General features: G+C 40.0%; 20 protein-coding genes. 6 read left to right on the top strand and 14 right to left on the bottom strand.

Translation table 11 applies throughout. The annotated features are described in order from the left end of the window. Positions 1-51: 51 nt before the first annotated feature. Positions 52-690, bottom strand: a complete 639-nt coding sequence (locus ME3_RS01600) for a thiamine diphosphokinase (RefSeq protein WP_007476495.1) — start codon at positions 688-690, stop codon at positions 52-54. Between the two features lie 280 nt (positions 691-970). Here ME3_RS01600 and ME3_RS01595 point away from each other — a divergent pair, with 280 nt between their 5' ends. Continuing rightward, positions 971-2,377, top strand: coding sequence for a M48 family metalloprotease (locus ME3_RS01595; protein WP_342399227.1), 1,407 nt, complete (start codon positions 971-973; stop codon positions 2,375-2,377). Positions 2,378-2,518: 141 nt separating this feature from the next. Here ME3_RS01595 and ME3_RS01590 read toward each other — a convergent pair whose 3' ends face one another. Continuing rightward, entirely contained in the window at positions 2,519-3,430 is a 912-nt protein-coding gene (locus tag ME3_RS01590; protein WP_007476493.1) for an RNA polymerase factor sigma-32, read from the bottom strand. 566 nt (positions 3,431-3,996) lie between these two features. On the opposite strand from ME3_RS01590, the gene ME3_RS01585 reads away from it, so the two are divergent. From ME3_RS01585 to ME3_RS01575, 3 genes are all read left to right on the top strand, one after another. Next, the gene (locus ME3_RS01585; protein ID WP_007476492.1) at positions 3,997-5,547 is read left to right on the top strand and encodes a hypothetical protein; all 1,551 of its coding nucleotides are present in this window, start codon (positions 3,997-3,999) and stop codon (positions 5,545-5,547) included. A gap of 21 nt (positions 5,548-5,568) precedes the next feature. Continuing rightward, positions 5,569-5,907 (top strand): ferredoxin FdxA, encoded by a 339-nt coding sequence (gene fdxA / locus ME3_RS01580; RefSeq protein WP_007476491.1) that lies wholly within the window; start codon positions 5,569-5,571, stop codon positions 5,905-5,907. Positions 5,908-6,213: 306 nt separating this feature from the next. Further along, entirely contained in the window at positions 6,214-6,798 is a 585-nt protein-coding gene (locus ME3_RS01575; protein WP_007476490.1) for a CarD family transcriptional regulator, read from the top strand. A gap of 370 nt (positions 6,799-7,168) precedes the next feature. On the opposite strand, the gene rpmF is transcribed toward ME3_RS01575, so the two are convergent. Further along, entirely contained in the window at positions 7,169-7,348 is a 180-nt protein-coding gene (gene rpmF, locus ME3_RS01570) for a 50S ribosomal protein L32 (protein WP_007476489.1), read from the bottom strand. Positions 7,349-8,041: 693 nt separating this feature from the next. On the opposite strand from rpmF, the gene ME3_RS01565 reads away from it, so the two are divergent. Beyond that, complete coding sequence (locus ME3_RS01565) at positions 8,042-8,944, top strand: polyprenyl synthetase family protein (RefSeq protein ID WP_007476488.1); 903 nt, start codon at positions 8,042-8,044, stop codon at positions 8,942-8,944. A 109-nt stretch (positions 8,945-9,053) separates the two neighbouring features. On the opposite strand, the gene ispG is transcribed toward ME3_RS01565, so the two are convergent. Next, entirely contained in the window at positions 9,054-10,295 is a 1,242-nt protein-coding gene (ispG, locus tag ME3_RS01560) for a flavodoxin-dependent (E)-4-hydroxy-3-methylbut-2-enyl-diphosphate synthase (RefSeq protein ID WP_007476487.1), read from the bottom strand. A 272-nt stretch (positions 10,296-10,567) separates the two neighbouring features. Here ispG and ME3_RS01555 point away from each other — a divergent pair, with 272 nt between their 5' ends. After that, the gene (locus ME3_RS01555; RefSeq protein WP_425338847.1) at positions 10,568-10,855 is read left to right on the top strand and encodes a hypothetical protein; all 288 of its coding nucleotides are present in this window, start codon (positions 10,568-10,570) and stop codon (positions 10,853-10,855) included. A gap of 193 nt (positions 10,856-11,048) precedes the next feature. Here ME3_RS01555 and ME3_RS01550 read toward each other — a convergent pair whose 3' ends face one another. From ME3_RS01550 to ME3_RS01510, 10 genes are all read right to left on the bottom strand, one after another. Next, positions 11,049-12,032, bottom strand: coding sequence for an HlyD family secretion protein (locus tag ME3_RS01550; RefSeq protein WP_007476486.1), 984 nt, complete (start codon positions 12,030-12,032; stop codon positions 11,049-11,051). Then, positions 12,029-13,705: an MFS transporter gene (locus ME3_RS01545; protein WP_007476484.1), complete on the bottom strand. Its 1,677-nt coding sequence runs from the start codon at positions 13,703-13,705 to the stop codon at positions 12,029-12,031. The genes ME3_RS01550 and ME3_RS01545 overlap by 4 nt, the downstream gene beginning before the upstream one ends. A gap of 22 nt (positions 13,706-13,727) precedes the next feature. Then, a complete protein-coding gene (locus ME3_RS01540) occupies positions 13,728-14,144 on the bottom strand; it encodes a F0F1 ATP synthase subunit epsilon (RefSeq protein ID WP_007476482.1) in 417 nt (138 codons plus the stop codon). 92 nt (positions 14,145-14,236) lie between these two features. Further along, positions 14,237-15,847 carry a F0F1 ATP synthase subunit beta gene (atpD, locus tag ME3_RS01535; RefSeq protein ID WP_007476481.1) on the bottom strand — a complete coding sequence of 537 codons (1,611 nt, stop codon included), beginning with the start codon at positions 15,845-15,847 and terminating at the stop codon, positions 14,237-14,239. Between the two features lie 19 nt (positions 15,848-15,866). Next, positions 15,867-16,778, bottom strand: coding sequence for a F0F1 ATP synthase subunit gamma (locus tag ME3_RS01530; protein WP_007476479.1), 912 nt, complete (start codon positions 16,776-16,778; stop codon positions 15,867-15,869). A 22-nt stretch (positions 16,779-16,800) separates the two neighbouring features. Continuing rightward, the gene (gene atpA, locus ME3_RS01525; RefSeq protein ID WP_007476477.1) at positions 16,801-18,336 is read right to left on the bottom strand and encodes a F0F1 ATP synthase subunit alpha; all 1,536 of its coding nucleotides are present in this window, start codon (positions 18,334-18,336) and stop codon (positions 16,801-16,803) included. Continuing rightward, entirely contained in the window at positions 18,336-18,920 is a 585-nt protein-coding gene (gene atpH, locus ME3_RS01520; RefSeq protein WP_007476476.1) for an ATP synthase F1 subunit delta, read from the bottom strand. The genes atpA and atpH overlap by 1 nt, the downstream gene beginning before the upstream one ends. Positions 18,921-19,105: 185 nt before the next feature. Next, positions 19,106-19,309: a hypothetical protein gene (locus ME3_RS07125; RefSeq protein WP_245256335.1), complete on the bottom strand. Its 204-nt coding sequence runs from the start codon at positions 19,307-19,309 to the stop codon at positions 19,106-19,108. Then, positions 19,299-19,745, bottom strand: coding sequence for a hypothetical protein (locus tag ME3_RS01515; protein WP_245256334.1), 447 nt, complete (start codon positions 19,743-19,745; stop codon positions 19,299-19,301). Before ME3_RS01515 ends, ME3_RS07125 begins: the two co-directional genes overlap by 11 nt. 73 nt (positions 19,746-19,818) lie before the next feature. Next, positions 19,819-22,020: a primosomal protein N' gene (locus ME3_RS01510; RefSeq protein WP_007476471.1), complete on the bottom strand. Its 2,202-nt coding sequence runs from the start codon at positions 22,018-22,020 to the stop codon at positions 19,819-19,821. Positions 22,021-22,475 lie beyond the last annotated feature (455 nt).

Genomic DNA, 22,475 nt, shown 5'->3' with positions numbered 1-22,475 from the left:
GTTTTATCAGTCCTTATATCTCTTGTATTCTTGCTTCTTTACTCTTACACATTAAGAATAAGCAGGTATAGATGCTAATATTATAGCTTTGCCACAGTATAAATGACCATAAAAAGTTCCACACACACGGTTAGAAAGTGTTAAAGAAGACCCAAAAGACACGTTTTGGTTCAAAATGGGCCATTGAACACCTGACACCGTTAAACCTTGTAAATCAGAAAATCCGATAATACTTAATAGACAACCGTCAGGTAAATCACACGAAAAAGGCTTTGATACAATCGGCCACCCTTCTTCACGACCACTCGTCAACAAAACTGAAATACCTTGCTCTTCCATGGCTATTGCTTGTGTCATATGAGAAAGACTATGATCACTACGCTCACTTCCAAAAGCACCGCATAAAATAAGCCGTTGAGCTCCCTCGCTTAAAGCTCTTTGACATGCTAATGCACCATCTGTTACATCTTTATCGGCAGGAAAAGCTTTACGGGGAACATCACTATATGTGTGTAGTAAAGCTTGATCACAAGAATCAAAATCCCCTAACCAAAGTTCAGGCACCACATTTAATGCTGCAGCATGGCGCATCCCCCCATCAGCAGCAATGACTCGGCTTTTGCAAATTTGGTTGAGCAAACGATCAGTAACAAAAATATCTCCATTTAACAATATTGTAAATGTTGTCATAACATATTATGCCTTTCATGAAGCTTCTTTTATTATTATTTCTATAAGCTATCATCATAAAGAAGCCAAAAGGATCCTCGATTGTAACAAAACAAACAAAATACACATGAAGTTTTTAAAGAAAAATATTCAACAAACAAGGTGCGCAATGATCCAAGGCATCAGATTTCTGATCCAAAGCATCAAATTTTTTCAGCAAATAGACGTTTTTAGCAAAATCTGGTCAATAGCAATCATAAGCTTCTTGTTTTTATTGTCTGCATGTCACACTGCTTTCCAAGTGAACAATAAGCTTCATTCTTCCCGCTCTCCTGTTACAAAAGGGCACACTGGTGAAATAGTCGACCAAACCAACAACAAAAATAATCTCTATACGACACTAGGTGCTACATACCATTCACGTATTTTGCAAACATATGGCGGTCAATATTACAATCCAAAACTTGAACACATGTTAGCAAAAATCGTAAACAGACTGACAGCTGCTTCACAAAATCCTGACCAAACCTATCATGTCACTATTTTAGACACAGAAAATATCAACGCATTTGCCCTTCCTGGTAGCTATATTTATGTCACCCGTGGCATGTTGGCATTAGCAAATGATACTTCAGAAGTTGCGGCAATCTTAGCCCATGAAATAGCACACATTACAGCCAATCATGGCATCTTGCGTCTTCAAAAAGAAATTGAGCTAAAACTTGCAGAGCATGCTGCTACAAACATACTAGAGCATTCCAGCACCAAATCGCCCAACATTTTGAAAGATAAAAAACAACTGGCGCAATTTACCCGTAGTCAAGAACTCCAAGCCGATTCAATTGGGATCGAAATGCTTAACCAAGCTGGCTATGATCCATTTGCATTTCCACGCTTTCTAAAATCAATGGAAGCTTATAGTGCCTTTCGCAATAGCTCATCATCCACAAATGTTTCACTTGATTTTTTGGCAACCCATCCAACCACTCCACAGCGAATCCAACTTGCTATAAAAAAAGCTCACGAAATCAGTGCACCTAACATTGGAGAAACCGATCGTGACAGTTTTTTAAAATATATTGATGGTATGATTTTTGGTGGAAACCTTCACAAAGGATATATCCGAGGAAACCAATTTATTCATCCACAATTACATATAGCTTTTTCTGTCCCCAATAATTTTACCATAAATACGTCAGGATATGCTGTTGTTGCCAGTGGCCCAGACAAAACCGCCATTCGTTTTGATGCAGTACCCCTGCCTGAAAACATGTCTGCTAGTGATTATCTAAAAAGTGGATGGGTCGCAGGGCTTGATCAAGCCTCTGTTAAGTCCACCACCATCCAAGGTTTAGCCGCAGCTTATGCTCACGCATCCAATGAACATTGGCAATTTGATGTGGTTGTCATTCCCATTAAAGACCAGGTCTTGCGTTTTCTCACTGCTGCCCCTCATCACCCTCAAAACTTTAACCATATTACCAAACGCACCATAGAAAGTTTTCATTTACTTTCATCGCGGGTGTTAAATAAACTCAAACCTCTAAGGCTTCGTGTTATACGCATAAAAAAAGGAGAAAGCGTCGCAGACCTTGCTGAAAAAATGCAAGATACTGTCCATAAAGAAAAACTGTTCCGCATTATAAATGCACTTTCTCCAACCCAAATTTTACATGAAGGAGAACGTGTCAAAATCATTGCTGAGTAGATGCAAACAGCTCAATTCTTAAAACAACTTTTAAGGCTAATTTGAGCGTTTCACTGGTTTGAGCACTTCAAATGACTTATACTGTAAACTTAATGGCTCACTTCAAACGCTTATACTCGAGATTCATCACACTTTAAATACTTACACTTCATAAGCATCAGCTGGGTTAACATTAAGCAAAGCACAACGCAGCTTTTGCAAAGCGCGCGCTTCAATCTGGCGCACCCGCTCTTTTGAAATTCCTAATTTCTCACCTAAAAATTCTAAAGTGGCACTTTCTTCATTTAAGCGGCGAAAACGAATAATTTCAAGCTCTCGCTCATTTAAAATTTGTAAAGCATCATAAAGCCACTGTGTGCGTCTTTGACCATCAATCACTTTTTCAATTAAAGAATCAGGAAGAGGCTGTTCATCCACTAAAGTATCGAGTTTAGTAACTGAACTATCATCATTTTCAGAAACAGACATACTCAATGAATTATCAGTACCAGAAAAGCGGAAGTCCATCGTTTCAACATCGCTCACTGAAACACCAAGCTTTTCAGAAATAACGCGAAAAATATCTTGTTTGCTCATGGTGTTATCATCTTGCACCAATTGAGCCCGCAAACGACGAAGATTAAAGAAAAGAGCTTTTTGGGAAGAACTCGTTCCCCCTCGAACAATCGACCAATTGCGCAAAATATAATCTTGAATAGAAGCACGAATCCACCATGTTGCATAGGTTGAAAAACGCACATCCCGGTCCGGTTCAAAACGCGCAGCTGCCTCTAAAAGCCCCACATATCCTTCTTGAACCAAGTCGCTTAACGGCATTTTAAAGCGCTTAAAACGACTAGCAATTGAAATAACCAAACGCATATGAGCTGCTGCAATTTGGTGCATAGCTTTATCATCACGCTTGTCCTTCCAGCGTAAAGCTAAATCATGCTCCTTCTTTTTCTCAAGATAAGGCGCTTGCATTGCAGAACGCATCATATTGCGTCCCAGACTTTTGTCAGCATCGCTATAATTTTTGCTACTTTTGTAAACTGCATTTGAAAGATTACGCATTACAACCCCTGCGATTAAAGTTATCAAATTTGGTTTGATAACGACCCACTTGCTCTCTTATATAAAAGAACGTAAAAATTGTTTATTGCGTCTATACTACTTTAACGTGTATTTTGCAACTTATAATTGTTTTTGTTGTAAGAACCCAATTTATGCGATGAAAGTTTAAGAGGTAAAGTGCAATAAAAAATAGAGAAAACCTTGCCCTCAACAGTAAAGCAAAGTGCTCTCCCCTCACATCTTTACCATCACAAAACAAGGCCATGAAGCATACAAAAAACACAGATTCTTTTTGTTGAAAGGTCAATGAATTGTTCTTTATGTTGGAAGATCCATCTTTATGCTGGCGCTTTTTAAACACAACTTATACTTGTGAATATATACATGCAAAAGGTCTAATTGAATAAAGCAAAAAAGAAATTTTCAAGCAAAAATGATGCAAAGAAACATTAAAACCACAAGAATGATTGAAGAAAGCGCAACAAATGTGCTAGAGAAACGGCACAGATATTAAAGTGCCGAAAACACATCTTCTTGCCCATAAAAAGCCGAGAAAGAAAACAACGATGGATAGCGAAACTGTTCACAAAAATGATATTCGTGTCGAAAACCCTGAAAATGGCAGATTTGAGGGATTGCGTTTTTATGCCCATAAAAGTGGTACAGATACAGAAGCTGAAACACACAATACAATAAATAATGAAGATTTAGCCACCGCTTTTGCTCAACGTGTTACACGTTTTTGTGCTTCAGCTAATGGAGATTTTACCCTTAGCTGTGATGGAATTGTACGCTGGATTGGCCAAGCAGTGGCACAACTGACCTCAACTGATAATATTTTAAAGCCCAAGCTCATTCTCTTAGCAGATGCACAATTAACTGGCGAAGAACGCGATAAAGTGGTCGCACGATTGGAGCGTTTTGTAACTTTCCATTTTGAAACAGCCTTAAAACCACTTTTTGATTTACGCAATGCTGATACTTTGAGTGGACTAACACAGACTCTTGCTCTACAACTTGTAGACAATTTGGGTATTTTACCGCGTCGAAAAGTGGCTAAAACTGTTAAGAATCTTGATCAAGAATCACGTGCAGTGTTACGACAACTAGGGGTTCGTTTTGGCGCTTTTCATATCTACCTCACAGGAGTGCTCAAACCCACTGCAGCCCAAGCGATTACACTTCTTTGGAGCCTTCATAAAGAAGAGCGTGACCAAATTGGTTTAAGTGAAATTTTAGCCGCTTTAACTGCTGGGCGAACTTCACTGATTATTGATCCAACATATAATCCTCAAATTTATCATCTTGTTGGTTATCAAATTTTAGGGCAGCGTGCTGTACGTATTGATATTTTAGAACGTCTTGCCAACCTTATTCGCCCTGCACTTCATTGGAAGCCAGGCATAGATCCCAGACCTGAAGGTGCCTATGATGGCAAAAGTTTTTTTGTCACACCAACGATGATGTCCATTCTTGGTGCCAATAGTACAGACATGGAAGAAATTCTCAAAGGTCTTGGTTATCAATCACAACCCAAAAGTAGCGCTAAACTTCAAAAAGAGCTCACACACAAAGAATCCTTTGCAAGCGATTTGATAACAAAAGAGAACTATCCTCCAGCAGAATTTGTGGGCAATCAATGGCAAGACATCCTAGCATTAGACACAACACAGGAAGAAAAAAAGGCTTCATCTTCTTGTATTAAAGAACCATCTTGTCCAAAAGATCATTTACCAGCTGCTGAACCCGTTGGTGCTTTTGCACACCAAAACTGCCTAGCAGCAGAAGATAAAATTATTTTATTATGGCGTTATAATAATTATCAGCACAATCGCCTTTATAGCAATCGCGGTAAATCTGAGCAAAAACGACAAAACAAACATAGAAAAACTTTCAAAAAAGAAGCCAATACAAGTAAAGCCCCCTTCAAAAAAGAGGCATCACAAACCACCTCTACCCATAAATACACTAAAACATCCACTCAATACGCAAAGAACAAACCATCTCTGACACGAAAACACCTCGATCCTAATTCACCTTTTGCAAAATTAGCAGCGCTTCGTGACCAACTTCAAAGCGATAAGGATGTACATATCATTCCCTTTAAAGGTCATTAAAATGGGAAATGGAGTTTAATCTTGGCCTACGTTGTAACCGATAATTGTATCCAGTGTAAGTACACTGATTGTGTTGAAGTTTGCCCTGTTGATTGTTTTTATGAAGGTGAAAATATGCTTGTCATTCACCCTGATGAATGCATCGACTGTGGTGTATGCGAACCAGAATGCCCTGCCGAAGCCATTAAGCCTGATACAGAACCAGGGCTAGAAACATGGTTAGAACTCAATCGTGAGTATGCAACTAAATGGCCTAATTTAACCACCCAAAAAAGTCCTCTTCCCCAAGCAAAAGAAATGGATGGTGTTTCCAATAAATTAGAAAAGTATTTTTCAGAAAATCCAGGAAGTGGTGAATAATAACTCCATAATGTATTGTTCTCTTTTTTAAAAAACTTAGATTATTTCATGTAATAACAAAAATCTTGAGTGAAATGATTGATTTTTTTCATTTTAAATGTTAACAATGTCCTAATAAAGTCATTTTGCTAAGTATTTTGTTTCGCTTTTTTATAAAGCGAAGTGTTTTTTTATTTGTAACTGGAAACACTCAACTTTTATGCTATATCGACGAGTATAATATGCATAAGTTGCAGAAGACTCAGTTTTCAGGCGTTTCAACTTGTTCTCCGACATCATTGTTGGTTATAAAGGGAGTAAATTAATATGGCGTCCCAGCAAAAGAAAACCTCTAGTGTTAAAGGGTTTTCAACCTCTGAATATATCGTCTACCCCACACATGGAGTGGGGCAAATTATAGCAATTGAAGAACAGGAGGTTGCAGGGCATAAATTAAAGCTTTTTGTCATCCACTTTGCTAAAGATAAAATGGACGTAAAAGTGCCAGTTGCAAAAGCACTTTCCATTGGAATGCGTAAATTATCTGAGTCTGATTTAGTTGAGCGCGCATTAAAAACTCTACAGGGAAAAGCACGTGTTAAACGGGCTATGTGGTCACGCCGTGCTCAAGAATATGACACGAAAATCAATTCAGGAAATCTCGTTTTTATTGCTGAAGTAGTGCGCGATCTTTTTCGTTCAGAATTGCAATCTGAGCAATCTTATTCCGAACGCCAACTGTATACTGCTGCACTTGATCGAATGGCGCGTGAAATTGCTATCATTAATAATCTTTCTGAAACAGAAGCTATCAATTTGATAGAAACGCATCTTACCAAAGAATCTAAGCGCAAATTTAAAGCTGGAATCGATGAAGAAAAAGATGACAGCAGTGCTGTCTATGCTGCGTAATAAACTATAAGCACTATATATAAAAAAATATACTAAAACCCGTGCACTATTTATGTGAACACGGGTTTAACTTTTTTCGCTTAACTCAAAGCCGGTTAGCAAATAAAAGCACTCGTAAAAAGTACTTCTTAAACAAGAGAGCACAAATAGTTTTTTCAAGCGCCTTTCCATATACGAAGAGCTCCATACACACCGCATGCGTTACTGCAAAAGCCTTTTAGCTTCATAATAATCTAATTTATCGGTAATTTTACACCCCACTTAAAAAGTCTTACACCTCAACAATGGGGTTTGCTCATACAAGAAACATTAAAAGGCTCCCCGTTTACTTATCCACTCTATTAGATCACAGGAGGTGGAATTTCAGCATCTAATCTTTAGGGGGTAAAACTGAACGCCCGCGATACATACCTGTTTTTAAATCAATATGATGAGGGCGGCGCAATTCACCAGAATTTTTATCTTCAATATAAGTTGGTGTTTTCAAGGCATCAGCCGAACGGCGCATACCCCGCTTCGATGGAGAAGTTTTTCGTTTAGGTACAGCCATAAAGAGATACTCCAAATAGACTCGAAAAAGAAACAAATAACACTTAAACAATAACATTTGTTGTTACTTTTATGTCATTTTTGACAACAGTAATGTCACTTTTGACAACAATGTTATAGCTTCCTATACACTGATTAAAATCTTTTGACCAGACTTTCGTTTAATTTTTTATCCGATTATACGAACCTATTTAAATATTTTTAATGAAAACAATATCGGTTAAGCATCAAAAAGAGAAATTCATTTTTTAACAAGTCAGGTTAAAACCAAAAAACAATCTGTACACTAATGGCAGCTAGCCCCAATAAAAGTCTCTTAAACTGATCGCAAGAATTGTAACCTCCCTCAAACAAGATAGATCAACCATAATCCCCCTAAAGAATTAAACATACATTAAAATAGCACAATCTTCTTCCCGCTTACAGCCACCTACTTTATCAAATCATATATCATCAAACTGCAACTCAGGTATCACAACATGAAAATATCCAAACAGCCAGACAAAAAGGCAAAGATTACAACAAAAACAAAGATCATACTAAACTTGAAGCATTCTCAAAGGCTAAGATTTAAAAACCAATCTTGCATTATTTTTGTCTGATAGAACTTAAAGATCATTAAAAAACCGTTTCATTCTTCGTCTTCCTATCCTAAAAAGAGCTCACTTATTTTGCAAAAATAAAGGAAGAAATGATGCATGAATTCACCGCCCTTCTTGCAAAACATACCCACAATATTGAAAAAAGACTCGATACGCTTTTAAGCAATGAAGTCCAAGACAATGAAATTGCTCGTCCTGAAATCTTAATTAAAGCCATGCGCCATGGCACACTCAATGGCGGCAAACGTTTGCGTCCTTTTTTAGTTATCCAAAGCGCTGCACTTTTTGATATTCCCTTTGAACAATCTCTCGATATTGGCGTCGCATTGGAATGTGTTCATTGCTATTCGCTGATTCACGATGATCTTCCCGTCATGGATAATGATACACTCCGGCGTGGAAAACCCACCGTTCATAAAGAATTTAATGAAGCAACAGCCATTTTAGCAGGCAATGCCCTTTTGACTCTTGCTTTTGAAATTATTGCCCACAAAGCCTGTGATCTGAGCCTAAAAACAAGAATTGACCTTATCACAGCTCTTACGCAAGCAGCAGGGCTTGGTGGCATGCTCGGTGGCCAAATGCTTGACCTTGAAGCCGAAAACAAACCGCAAGATCATCATGCAATCATCACGCTACAACACATGAAAACAGCTGCTCTTATAAGCTTTGCTTGCCAAGCAGGTGCTATAATTGGCAATGCTTCTAAAACTCAGATTGAGCAACTTTCCACCTTTGGGACACATCTTGGACTGGCTTTTCAATTAACAGACGACCTTCTTGATGTCACCATAAGTACAAAAACGCTTGGCAAAACTGCTGGAAAAGATAAAGAAGCCAATAAAGCCACTTTGGTCAGTCTCCACGGGATTGAAAAAACACAAAAAAAACGAGATACACTCATTACTCAAGCAGAAGATCTTCTGCACCCCTTTGGTGATAAAGCTAAACCACTCAAACAAGCAGCACACTTTATTACTACACGCAATAATTAAATGCCTCTCCTTATCTTAAAATTGTCACTTATTTTAAAGTGCGTTACACCACTTAAACAACAAAAGAAGAGCAGAATAAACCACTTGTGTCTAGTTCTACCCAATTTATCTAGTTCTGCCCAAAACGCGTGTGGATATAATCACCCAATATATCCTCGAACTCTTTAGCAATATTGGGCCCACGCAAAACCTTCACCTTTTTACCCTCAATAAAAACTGGTGCTGCTGGTTGTTCACCTGTTCCAGGCAGAGAAATGCCAATATCAGCATGTTTTGATTCCCCCGGCCCATTGACAATACATCCCATAACAGCCACTTTCAAACCTTCAACCCCAGGGTATTTTTGACGCCAAACTGGCATATTCTTGCATAAATCAGCCTCAATTTTTTGCGCCAATGTCTGAAAAACCGTTGAAGTTGTACGCCCGCATCCAGGACATGCAGCAACCACAGGCATAAATTGCCGAAATCCCATAACTTGCAAAAGCTCTTGGCACACCTTCACTTCTTGAGTCCTATCACCTCCTGGCTCAGGTGTGAGTGAAATACGAATGGTATCACCAATCCCTTGCTGTAACAAAATCCCCAAAGCCACTGAAGAAGCAACAATCCCTTTTGTTCCCATTCCCGCTTCTGTTAAACCCAAATGAAGTGCATGATCACAACGCTTTGCTAAAAGGCCATACACAGCAATTAAATCTTGTACATCACTCACTTTAGCCGAAAGAATAATTTGATCACGCCCCAATCCCAACGCCTCAGCAAAAAAAGCTGAATGCAATGCCGACTGGACTACAGATTCCCGCATCACTTCAACAGTTGATAAAGGCTTTTCTTGCTTTGCATTTTCATCCATAAGCCGGGTTAATAACCCCTCATCAAGTGACCCCCAATTTACTCCAATGCGTATGGGTTTATGATAACGGCAAGCCATCTCTATAATTTCACTAAACTGCTGATCCTTTTTTGAACCAAAACCAACATTCCCAGGATTAATCCGATATTTTGAAAGAGCCTCAGCACACGCAGGGTGCGCTGTTAAAAGTTTGTGCCCAATATAATGAAAATCCCCCACCAACGGCACAAAAATGCCTAACTGTTCCAATCGTTCGCGTATTTTAGGGACAGTCGCTGCTGCCTCATCCCGATCAACAGTTATCCGTACCAATTGCGAACCTGCACGCCAAAGAGCACTAATTTGCATAACTGTCGCATCAATATCGGCAGTATCTGTATTCGTCATAGATTGAACAACAATTGGGTTATCACCACCAACAATCACATCACCAACTTTTACTCCAACAGATCGGCGACGCTCTAAAGGCTTAGATAAATAACATGGTATGCTCATCAACTCCCCAATTTTTAAAATCCACTTTATCTTTTTTCATTACACGATCATCATTATACGACCACAATACTACCCGTATCATAAAACAATTCGAACAAACAAATGAGTCAAAAATTGACTTAAAACAAGCCAACACTCGCGCAATGATCAACATAAACCAACAAACAGCGTTTTTCTCATGCAACTTTTCAATTTTCAAGTCGTTTAACAAGTCAGTCTTTCAACAAAATTCTAATTTAGAAGACGCTAACAACACGAAGAAGTCAATCTATGTGCACATTTTAGCCCCCCCTGTTGCAGAGATACTAAAATTAAAAAAACATATAGCACAATTAAAAGATGAACTGGTAACAATCAGCCGTTGGCGTCATGATAACAATACTTCAAATACCATTTTTGACCTCTTTGATACATGGAAACAAAAAGGCCGTCACGCTCTTTATCGCATTAACAACCATACTGAAGATCTGAAAAAAAGCAAAAGAAAACCCTCAAACAACAATCATACTTATCGCCAGTGTTGTTCTAGCAAGTGGCTGTTGACACGTAAAATCAAATAATCAGATTCTCTAAAGCCCGCCCAAAAAGCGGGCACCCCCCTTCTCCAAATCCTAAAAATAACTTACAACCTATATACCATAACGCAAATATTATAAACCCAACGACATCCTCTAATATCAACAACCATTTGCTATAAACAAGCAATATAAAAATCAAACCCAAAATAAATATCCTTTAACCTTTAACAATATGTCACGAAGTATCCACATATGTAACCACTGACATACCAGGAATAAGTCGTTCAGCCCCTATTTGCCCTGGATCTAAAGCAATACGAACTGAAATACGTTGTGCAATTTTAGTAAAATTACCAATCGCAGTGTTTGTCTTCAACAATGAAAACTCCGAACCTGTCGCAGGGGCAAAACATACTACACGACCTGTTAATTTTTGATTATTTAGCGCATCAACAAAAAAAACAACAGGTTGTCCAACGCGCATATGAGCAAGCTGTGTTTCTTTATAATTAGCAACAATCCAAATATCATCAGAAATAACAGCCACCAATTGCGTTCCAGGTAAAACATATTGTCCCACTCGCGCTCCAACAAGCCCAACCTGCCCAGCACAAGGAGAGACAATTTTGGTATGTGCCAAATTAAGCTCTGCCAATTCAACCCCTACCTTTGCCCCAGCAACATCTGACTGTAAACTTTGCCGTTCAAGATCCAATTGCTTTTGCAATCGGCGCTTTACTTCAAGTGCCGCTAATAATTGTGAAAGAGAAGAAGATGGACGCAAAGCCTCATCAGCTCTTAAATTCTTCATTTCAGAAGTAACATTCGATAGCTTTTGTAAATGGGCCAATTCTGACTCTGCCGCATCAATTTCTTCCTGCAAAAGCTGAGTTTGTAGTAAAATACTTGCAAGCTTTGCATTCTTTGAATCAAAAATCGCTTGCGCTTGAGAAAGTTGTTGCCGAAAAAGAGTATCATCCAGCTCAAATAAAACAGTTCCCTTTTCAACTCTTTGATAATCTTGAATATAAATTTGTGTAACTACACCAGAAATCTGTGGGCTTACTAAAGTGACATTCCCCTTAACTGAAGCATTATCGGTTATTTGAATAGTGCTTACAAATGGTGGAAGCTTCCAAGCCCATAAAATTAATAAAATTCCAGCAATTCCCGATATAAATGCAACAATTGTCGCTTTCGACCGCAATGCCCTTATCATCTTTTTTCACTTTTCTTCACTAAAACTGCCTTATCTTTCCAGTTCAGCTCCACAAGAATAAAAGGGCGTAATTGATAAATAATTTTGACAAGAAAAACAATTAATACAACCGCTGCAATATAAAAATAAAGTCGAAAAACATCATCATAAGCCAAAATATTTGCTGTCAACTTTAGCTGCCCAATCAGATCAGATATGAACTGCCCATCCCCAGAACTGCCAGGACTTAAAGCATTATAAGAAGACGATAATAAGGCATTTATCTCATTTAAAATAAGAGGATCTGTAATAACAACATCTTGCTTTAAACACTCAAAATGCTTATAGGCGAAAATAAATTGCAAACTCCCAAAAAAAGCCGCACTCATTAACCCTCCCGTCACCTGAGTCAAAAGAAAAATAGCAATAAAACTTAAAACATAACTGGGGCCTCGTATATTTGCTCTTACAAACCCATTAAATAAAGCAGGAGGTAAAAAAAGTGCATAGCCAAAACCTATCAAACCTTGACTCAACATCAGATCCTCTGGGCGCGTTAAGTGATTTACATAACTATCTAAATAAGACCCAAGCGCCAAACAGCTTAAAGACATAAAATAAAAATAGTCTTCACGGCCAGCTCGTAAAAAACAAACACAAATCCCGCCCCCTAAAAGCGTCCCAATGGTAACGGCAAAATACATCGGCGCCATATCACCATTTAACAAACCAAAAAGACCAAAAAAATCTGCCGCTAAAGTCGATTGCTCCGATAAAAGAATCCTAAAGATTAGCAACACCAAAACAACTTGCACCATTTCTTTACTAAAAAGCCAGCGTAAATCGATTAATGGGTGCTCTCTATTCAATTCAAAAATGGTTGCAATCACTAACGACAAAATTGCAAGAGTAAGCCCCCAACCAATCCATGGTGCCTCATGCCACCAGTAAAGCTTACCAACAGACATAATCATTGCATTTAAACCAAGCCCAAATGCAATCAAACTATAACTCACCCAATCGAACTTTCTAATTACCTTGTTACATGCAACAGGTGCAAGCGGAAGAGAAAAAATACACCCCAAACTAATTAAAACAAGCCCCATTTCCATTGCTGAAAGACTCGAAAAACCCCCATTATTTTCCAGCAAATAAGGTGAAATCAAACGTGATAAAGGAACCGCTAAAGCTGCATTCATATAATTTAAACTAAGACCAATTGTGAATTTTTTCTCCGGTGCAAAAGCCTCTAACATATATAAAAGCGCCAATGAAGCCATTGGTGCTGCAGCAATACCAGCAAAAAAACGAATAATCAGAGCTGAACGCAAATCTGTGACAAATAATTGCAAAACACAGACCAAAACAAATCCAAGGATCGATAACTCAGCAAAAGAACGCAACCCAAATTGATAACGAATTTTAATCAACATAATCGCAACACTGACATTGGGCGCCATATAAACAGCAACCAACCATGTCGTTTCAGTAAGTGTCGCACGAAAATTACCAGAAAGTTGAAGAATGTTGGATTGAACCATATTTGCCCCTAAGCCATAAGCCCATTGCAAAATAAAAGAGGCAAAAATATAAACAAAACATTTCGGTAAAGGCCCTGCAAAAATAGGACCAGACTGGAAAAGCCCCCCTTCACCTTCTTTAGCAGACATAATCGCGCTTTTTTTGCCGTTCATGTCTGCACTCCCTACATTCGCGCTACACCGCTGTTAACACACCGCCAACAGTCGTTAGTTGATGCAAAAATTCCTCCACTGGATCATTGACCCTGTCACTTAAACCCTCTTCTAACGCTGCACGAACTTTCAAAATCCGCTGTTCAAGATCATCAAAAGAAAGATGATCAACAGCAACAACAGCCTCAGCCAAAAGAGAACATCTTGAAGGTGTAATATCCGCAACCCCTCCACAAAGAGCAAACAATTTTTCACCTGAAGATGATAAAACGCGAATACTTCCCGGCATAAGGCGAACCATTAAAGGTGCATGATTGGCCATAACTGTCAAATAGCCTGAAGCTGAAGGAAGAACAACCGATGTCACTTCATCTGAAAAAATAAGTTTCTCAGGCGATATAAGCTCAAACAAAAAACGCTTTGCTCTATTGTTTTCCACAGCAACCTCTTGTCATTCCTACGACAAATATCCCTTACACAATTCCTCTGACATTCGTCGCAGTAATTCCTTTATTTACCACAAAACTTCTTTTATGAAGAAACTTCTGCGATTAAACGCTTACCCTTTTCAATTGCTTCATCAATTGAACCAACCATATAAAAAGCCGCCTCTGGTAAATCATCATAATCACCAGCACAAAGACCTTTAAACCCCTTGATGGTATCTTGTAAAGGCACAAGCTTTCCAGGAGAACCAGTAAAAACTTCAGCTACATGGAAAGGCTGTGAAAGGAAACGCTCAATTTTACGTGCCCGCCCTACCAAAGCCTTATCTTCTTCAGAAAGCTCATCCATTCCAAGGATAGCAATAATATCTTGCAAAGATTTATAACGCTGCAAAATCGTTTGAACTTGACAAGCAACAGCATAATGCTCCTCACCAACCACCATTGGATCCAACATGCGTGAAGAAGAATCGAGCGGATCCACCGCTGGATAAATACCTTTTTCAGCAATTGCACGAGAAAGAACTGTTGTTGCATCCAAGTGCGCAAAAGATGTCGCAGGTGCCGGATCAGTCAAATCATCAGCAGGAACATAAATAGCCTGAACAGACGTAATAGAACCTGTTTTAGTACTGGTAATACGTTCTTGCAAAGCTCCCATCTCTGTTGCCAAAGTTGGCTGATACCCCACAGCAGAAGGAATACGCCCTAAAAGAGCCGAAACTTCTGAACCTGCCTGTGTAAAACGGAACATATTATCCACAAAGAAAAGAACATCTTGACCTTCATCGCGAAAACTTTCCGCAATCGTTAAACCTGAAAGCGCAACACGTGCACGTGCTCCCGGTGGTTCATTCATCTGCCCATAAACAAGTGCACATTTTGACCCCGCAGCAGAACCCTTATTGTCTTTAGGATTCACATTCACACGACTTTCGATCATTTCATAATAAAGATCATTACCCTCACGTGTACGCTCCCCTACACCTGCAAACACGGAATAACCGCCATGTGCTTTTGCAATATTGTTGATTAATTCCATAATCAACACGGTTTTACCAACACCAGCACCACCAAACAAACCAATTTTACCACCCTTGGCATAAGGCGCTAAAAGATCAACAACTTTAATACCCGTAACAAGAATCTCTGACTCCGTTGATTGCTCAACATACTCAGGAGCTTCTTGGTGAATTGAACGCGTTTTAGTCGCAACAATTGGACCAGCATTATCAACAGGCTCCCCAACCACATTCATAATACGCCCAAGTGTGGCCTCTCCAACAGGAACGCAAATCTGTGTTCCTGTATCAAAAACCTTTTGCCCGCGCACAAGACCATCTGTCGTGTCCATCGCAATGGTACGAACAGTGTTTTCACCTAAATGTTGTGCCACTTCCAAAACAAGCTGGTTGCCCATATTCTCAGTTTCTAATGCATTAAGAATATTCGGCAATTCTCCTTCAAACTGCACATCAACAACAGCCCCAATCACCTGCCTAATTTCACCAACTGACCCCTTGCCACGAACAGGCTTAGAAGCACTAACAGATTTAGAAGAAGTGCGCGTAAGATTACCAGAACTCTTAGAACTCCCTTGAGACTTCGAGGCGGTTTTTTTTACGCCTGAACGAGCGGCTGATTTCTTTTCTTCAGCTTTTGGTGCTCCTTTTTTTGACGTCACTGCTTTTACCATCAATCCCTACCTTCTCAATTTAAAGAGCTTCAGCGCCCGCAATAATTTCAACTAACTCTGTGGTAATCTGCGCCTGACGCTGACGATTATAAGTCACTGTCAATTTATTAATCATCTCACCGGCATTGCGCGATGCATTATCCATAGCACTCATCTTTGCACCCATTTCACCAGCAATATTTTCAAGCAAAGCACGAAAAATTTGTGCAGAAAGATTACGTAAAACAAGTGTCTCTAAAAGAGAAGCCGCATCAGGCTCATAACTATAAACAGCTGATTGCAAAGCTTCCCCCTTATCCCCCTTCTCAGTAACACCAATTTTTCCAACAGAACATTCTTGAACAACAGATGGAATTAAACCCAAAGCCGTTGGACGCTGGTTAATCACAGAAATAAATTCAGAGTAAAAAAGTGTGCATACATCAAAAGCACCCTCATTGAATAAATCAATAATGCGCCCACCAATTCTTTTTGCATCTGCAAAACCTATAGATTTTACACAACGTAAATCAATATGGTCAATCATCAGAGCTTTAAAATCACGGCGCAAAATATCAGCACCTTTTTTGCCCACAGTTAAAATTTTAACTTCTTTACCCTTAGAGAGAAGAGCGTGAATATGCTCATGTGCACAACGAGCAATATGCGTATTAAAAACACCACACAAACCGCGCTCAGCCGTGCAAACTACCAAAAGATGCACATTATCCAGGCCAGTACCACGCATTAAAAGCGGTGCATCAACCCCATCAACATTAGCAGCAACATTTGCCAAAACATGAGCCATACGCTGAGCATAAGGGCGCGCAGCCTCAGCCGCCTCTTGTGCACGATGCAATTTTGTGGCTGCAACCATTTGCATGGCTTTAGTAATCTTTTGCGTTGCCTTAACCGAGGCGATACGGTCTCTTAAAGTCTTCAGCGATGCCATCCAAACATTCCATCAATCCGTTTTAAGAAAAATTCTTTTTGTAAGCATCAAGAACATCAACCAATTTACTCTTCAGAGCATCTGTAAGTTGCTTTTGATTTCCAATCGCATCCAAAAGATTTGGATAATCTCTACGTAAAAGCGCCAACAGCCCCTGCTCAAATCGGCCAACATCACAAACAGCTAATGAATCAAGGTAACCATTCACACCAGCAAAAATCACAACAACCTGCTCTTGCATTTTAAGTGGCGAAAATTGCTTTTGCTTTAAAAGCTCAACCAAACGAGCACCACGATTTAAAAGACGTTGTGTTGATGCATCTAAATCTGAACCAAACTGCGCAAAAGCTGCCATTTCACGATATTGCGCTAATTCACCCTTGATCGAGCCAGCAACTTGTTTCATCGCCTTAATTTGCGCAGCAGAACCAACACGTGACACAGAAAGACCAACATTAATAGCAGGGCGTATTCCCTGATAAAATAAATTAGTTTCTAAAAAAATCTGACCATCTGTAATCGAAATAACATTCGTCGGAATATAGGCAGAAACGTCATTGGCCTGTGTCTCAATCACTGGCAAAGCAGTCAAAGATCCAGACCCATGGTCAGCATTAAGCTTTGCAGCCCGCTCTAAAAGACGAGAGTGAAGATAGAAAACATCCCCCGGGTATGCTTCACGACCAGGTGGGCGGCGAAGCAAAAGAGACATTTGGCGGTAAGCCACAGCCTGTTTTGAAAGATCATCATAGCCAATCAAAGCATGTTGGCCATTATCCCGGAAGTATTCCCCCATAGCACAACCTGCAAGAGGTGCAATAAACTGCATCGGCGCCGGATCAGAAGCTGTAGCTGCCACAATAATCGAATAGTCAAGAGCCCCACGCTCTTCTAAAACTTTAACAAATTGCGCAACCGTTGAACGCTTTTGACCAACAGCCACATAAATACAATAAACTTTATCCTGATCATGCTCAGCGCCTTTTTCATGGAAAGGCTTTTGGTTCAAAAACGCATCAAGCAAAATTGCTGTTTTACCTGTTTGACGATCACCAATCACCAGCTCACGCTGACCACGTCCAATAGGAACTAACGCATCAATAGCTTTCAACCCTGTTACCATCGGTTCATGCACGGACTGGCGCGAAATAATACCCGGGGCCTTTACATCCACCCGGCGACGATGCGGGGTCTGAATAGGCCCCTTTCCATCAAGGGGGTTACCCAATGCGTCCACAACACGTCCGAGCAAAGCTGGCCCAACAGGAACATCAATAATAGCCCCAAGCCGTTTAACACAATCTCCTTCACGGATATCGCGATCTGACCCAAAAATCACCACCCCGACATTATCCATTTCCAAATTAAGTGCCATACCACGCACACCATTTGAAAAGGAAACCATTTCACCCGCTTGGACATTATCCAAACCATAAACGCGAGCGATACCATTACCTACAGACAAAACCCACCCAATTTCTGAAACTTCAGCTTTTTGGTCAAAGTTCTTGATTTGCTCTTTTAGGATTTTTGAAATTTCAGATGGTCTAATATCCATCAGCTGACCTCTTTTTTTAATGCAAGCTTAAGCGAAGACAATTTCCCCTCAAGAGAGGCATCAATCTGACATGACCCCAAGCGGACAATAAGCCCACCCAAAATCGTCGAATCGACAGATAAGCGTAGCAAAATTTTTCTCCCAACAACATCTGCCAAAACCACGCGCAACTCCTCTTGTTGATGAACATCCAACGGATGTGCAGAAATAATATGTACCGATGCTTCCCCACGAAATGAAGCAACACAACACTGAAAAGCACGTAAAATATCAGACAAAGCAAAAAGTCGATGATTTTCTACAATAACACGCAAAAAATTGCGCATAATCTGACCCGCCCCTTTGTCAGAAAACCTAAAACTCTCACAAATAGAATCAAGCGTTTGAACCTGTTCTTTTGTTGAAAAAAATGGGCTTTGTATTAAGCGCTTTAAATCTGTATTGCGATCCAAAATATCCAAAAAAGATGTAAATGCCTCTTCGAAATCTTTTACATAGCCTGCTTCTTGAACCAAATCAAAAAGCGCTTGCGCATAACGTCGGCTCGCTAATGGCAACGGCATACGAGAAAATGAATCCGACACGAAACTTCGCCTCTTTCCTTTTAGCGATTCTTTAATCTTGATCAAATAAAATGGATCAAATATCTCAAATTTTAAGAATCTTCTTCTTGAAATTCAGAATGAACAAATTTCTTCACTCCTAGCATAGACACAATCGACTCGCAACACCACAAAGCAACGCTTTTTGAAAATTTTAAATGAAATATTTACAATGCCCCTGAAAATTGCTCTTCCAACTCGCTATCAGGTCCACATTTTTCTCTCAGCCTCTGTTTGATATCTTCAGACATATTTTTCAACTGGTTCATATGATTCATATCTGCATCATGAAAAGTATCAAACACTAAAGCAGCAATATCAGCCCCAAACTTAGACAACAATACATCTATTTTTAAATTCTCATCTGTCAAAAAATTCCACCACATCTGCAGAAAGATTGAGTATATGAGCCTTTTCCATCAATTTGCGATGGGTGTGTAAATGCTGTAAAATTTGTGTTGTCATCACACCCTCCCTCTTTGTTCCATTAAGGCTCAACTCCTTATTAAAAGCCATAATATTTTGCTCAAGCACCGTGTCATAAAAGGTTGCATATTGATAAATCAATTGGCGTGAATGCGCCACGGGAAAACCACAAAGAGACTGCATCGTTTGTTGTGGAGAAGTCATCATTGGTTGAAAAATTTTTTCGCTTTCTTTCATCAAGCGATAAGCAAAAACAAAAACTGTTGTATCAATGCTTTGCATTTCTTTTGCTTCATTGCTTTTAATCACATCTGTAACCGATGACTGTGCTTCTACTCCTCCTAAAAGCCAAGCAACAATAAAAACCACAAACCTCATCATCTTGCTCAAAACTATCCTCTCTTAAACAATATTTTTTTAAAACAAACGCATTTATTTTTTATTACTTTATTTTTTAAAGAAAACTCTGCGGATCAATATCAATTTGAACTTGAACTGAACCAGGTCTTTTGGGTGCATTTGCAATCATTGCACGAATAAACCCTTGCATATCAAACGAGCGCTGCCCATGCAGCAAAAGCCGAAAACGATATCGCCCACGCACAAGTGCCAGTTGTGCTTCTGCTGGCCCCATCACCGAAACACCCTGCACCGTTGGCGTAACCCGGCGTAAGACACGTGCATAATTTTCTGCAGCTTTGCGCTCTTTTGAAGATACAATTAAAGATGCAAGCCGTCCATAAGGCGGTAAATGATAATGCTGACGTGTGGCAATCTCACGCGTATAAAAATTCTCGCGCTGTTGCGAAAGCAATGCTTGTATGACCGGATGATCTGGCTGATAAGTTTGCAACAATCCTAAACTTTCCAAACCCATACGTCCAGCCCTTCCTGTAACCTGTGATAAAAGCTGAAAAGTGCGTTCACTTGCCCGCAAATCACCATTCGCAAGACCAAGATCAGCATCAATCACCCCAACCAAAGAAAGACCAGGGAAATGATGCCCCTTAGCCACCAACTGTGTTCCAATAATAATATCCACATCCTTGTTTGTAATTGCTTCCAATTCCCGTCGCAACTGACCTATTCCACTTTTTAAATCCGTTGACAAAATCAGCAAACGTGCCTGTGGGAAAAGTTCGCGTGTTTCCTCTGCAATCCTTTCCACCCCCGGGCCACAAGCAACAAGATGATCAAGCGTACCACATTCAGGGCACGCCTCTGGACTAGGCTCGTGATAACCACAATGATGACATTTAAGTTGACCATACAAACGGTGTTCAACCAACCAACTTGAGCAATTGACACAATGAAAACGATGCCCACAAATCCGACACAGTGTTAAAGGTGCATAACCTCGTCTGTTGAGAAAAAGAAGAGCTTGCTCTCCTTTGTCTACGGTTTGTCTTAAAGCATGTTCGAGAACAGAAGAAATAAAACGCCCCTTCTCCACCCCTCCTTTGCGCATATCCACCACTTGTAAGTGTGGTAGTGCAACAGCCTGGAAACGCGATGATAAAGCAACCCGCTGATAACGCCCCCATAAAACATTAACCTGGCTTTCAATTGAAGGTGTGGCCGAAGATAAAATAATAGGACACTTTTCAAAAGAACCCCGTGCAACAGCCATATCACGCGCATGGTAAAAAACACGTTCTTCCTGTTTGTAAGAACCATCATGCTCTTCATCAACAACAATCAAACCAAGGTCTTGAAATGGCAAAAAAAGTGCTGAACGCGCACCCGCAACAACCCGCACCTGCCCCTCTGCAACTTGGCGCCACACACGTTCACGACGACGTGGTGTTAAATCTGAATGCCACTCAACCGCTGGTGTTCCAAAACGCGCATGAAAACGATCTAAAAACTGCTGTGTCAAAGCAATTTCTGGCAATAAAATCAAAACCTGCTTACCACACGTTAGTGCTTGAGCGACAGCTTCAAAATACACTTCCGTCTTACCTGCCCCAGTAACCCCATCAAGCAAAAAAACTTGAAATTGAGAAGACAAAACACCTTTGCGCAGAAGAGCTGCTGCCGATTTTTGTTCCTCCTCCAAAACAGGCACACAAAAATCAGGATCCGGCATTGCCACAAGCGGAAGAGTTGGCATCATCACTTCTTCAAAAACCCCAAGCCCTTTTAAACCCTCAACAACCGAGACAGAAGTCCCCGCTGCACGGGCAAGACCAGAGTGTGTCCACACTAGTCCCTCACGCGCCACCTCTAAAACCCGTGAACGCGCTGGTGTTAAACGGCCAACATCTCCCCCACAATAACGCAAACCTAAAGTCTGTGCTTCCGGCTCTAATGCTGTTGGTACACGCAAAACTAACCGTGCAACAAAGCCAAAAGGCGTCATTGTATAGTGACTGACAAAACGCAAAAACGCAATCATTTCAGCCTTTAATGGTGGACAATCAAAAACATGCGTAATCAAGCGCAGTTTTTCACGTGCTATAGGAACAGGTCCCTGCCCATCTTTATCCTCTGTCTGCTCATCAATGGCCACCACAAAACCGCAAACCTCACGCCCCATCACAGGAACACGAACAAAAGATCCAATCTCTACCCCCATAGAAGGAGGAACCTCATAGCTATAAGCATGGGGAACAGGAAGTGGCACCAAAACCGAAACAATTTTTATCTCTGTCACGTTTGATTTCCCCTTTTATACGAGCATTTCTTGGCATTGCATTGAGTTTAACAACTCTTAATCTTACCTTACTATTCTTCCTTGTCGCTCCCCCACTCCATATCAACAATAATCAACCAATATTCCTATTTTATTCTCACTCCAATCAACCAGCCTTGCCACTTAAAAAAAACTCTTAAGATTACCAACCTCACCACTTCACTTAAATCTCGCAAATCATTCTCCCGTTTATTTCTACCCCCCCCTTTACAGAACACTCAATGAGCGTACAATTAATGCTACAGAAGCTTTTATGAAATTTGCATCACACATAGATAAATAATACAAACTTAAACCCTCCCCATTTGCACTATTTCTAACATCACTCACCATGTCAAAAAGGCAATATTAAACAGTGCAGACGTAAAGCCTTTTTGTCAGAAATAATTTTATGTTCAAAATATCTTGTAATTGAT

The sequence above is a fragment of the Bartonella melophagi K-2C genome, from assembly GCF_000278255.1.
GTDB lineage: Bacteria > Pseudomonadota > Alphaproteobacteria > Rhizobiales > Rhizobiaceae > Bartonella > Bartonella melophagi.
Note: the sequence above shows the minus strand (reverse complement) of the source record. Positions and strands in the feature narration are given on the sequence as shown.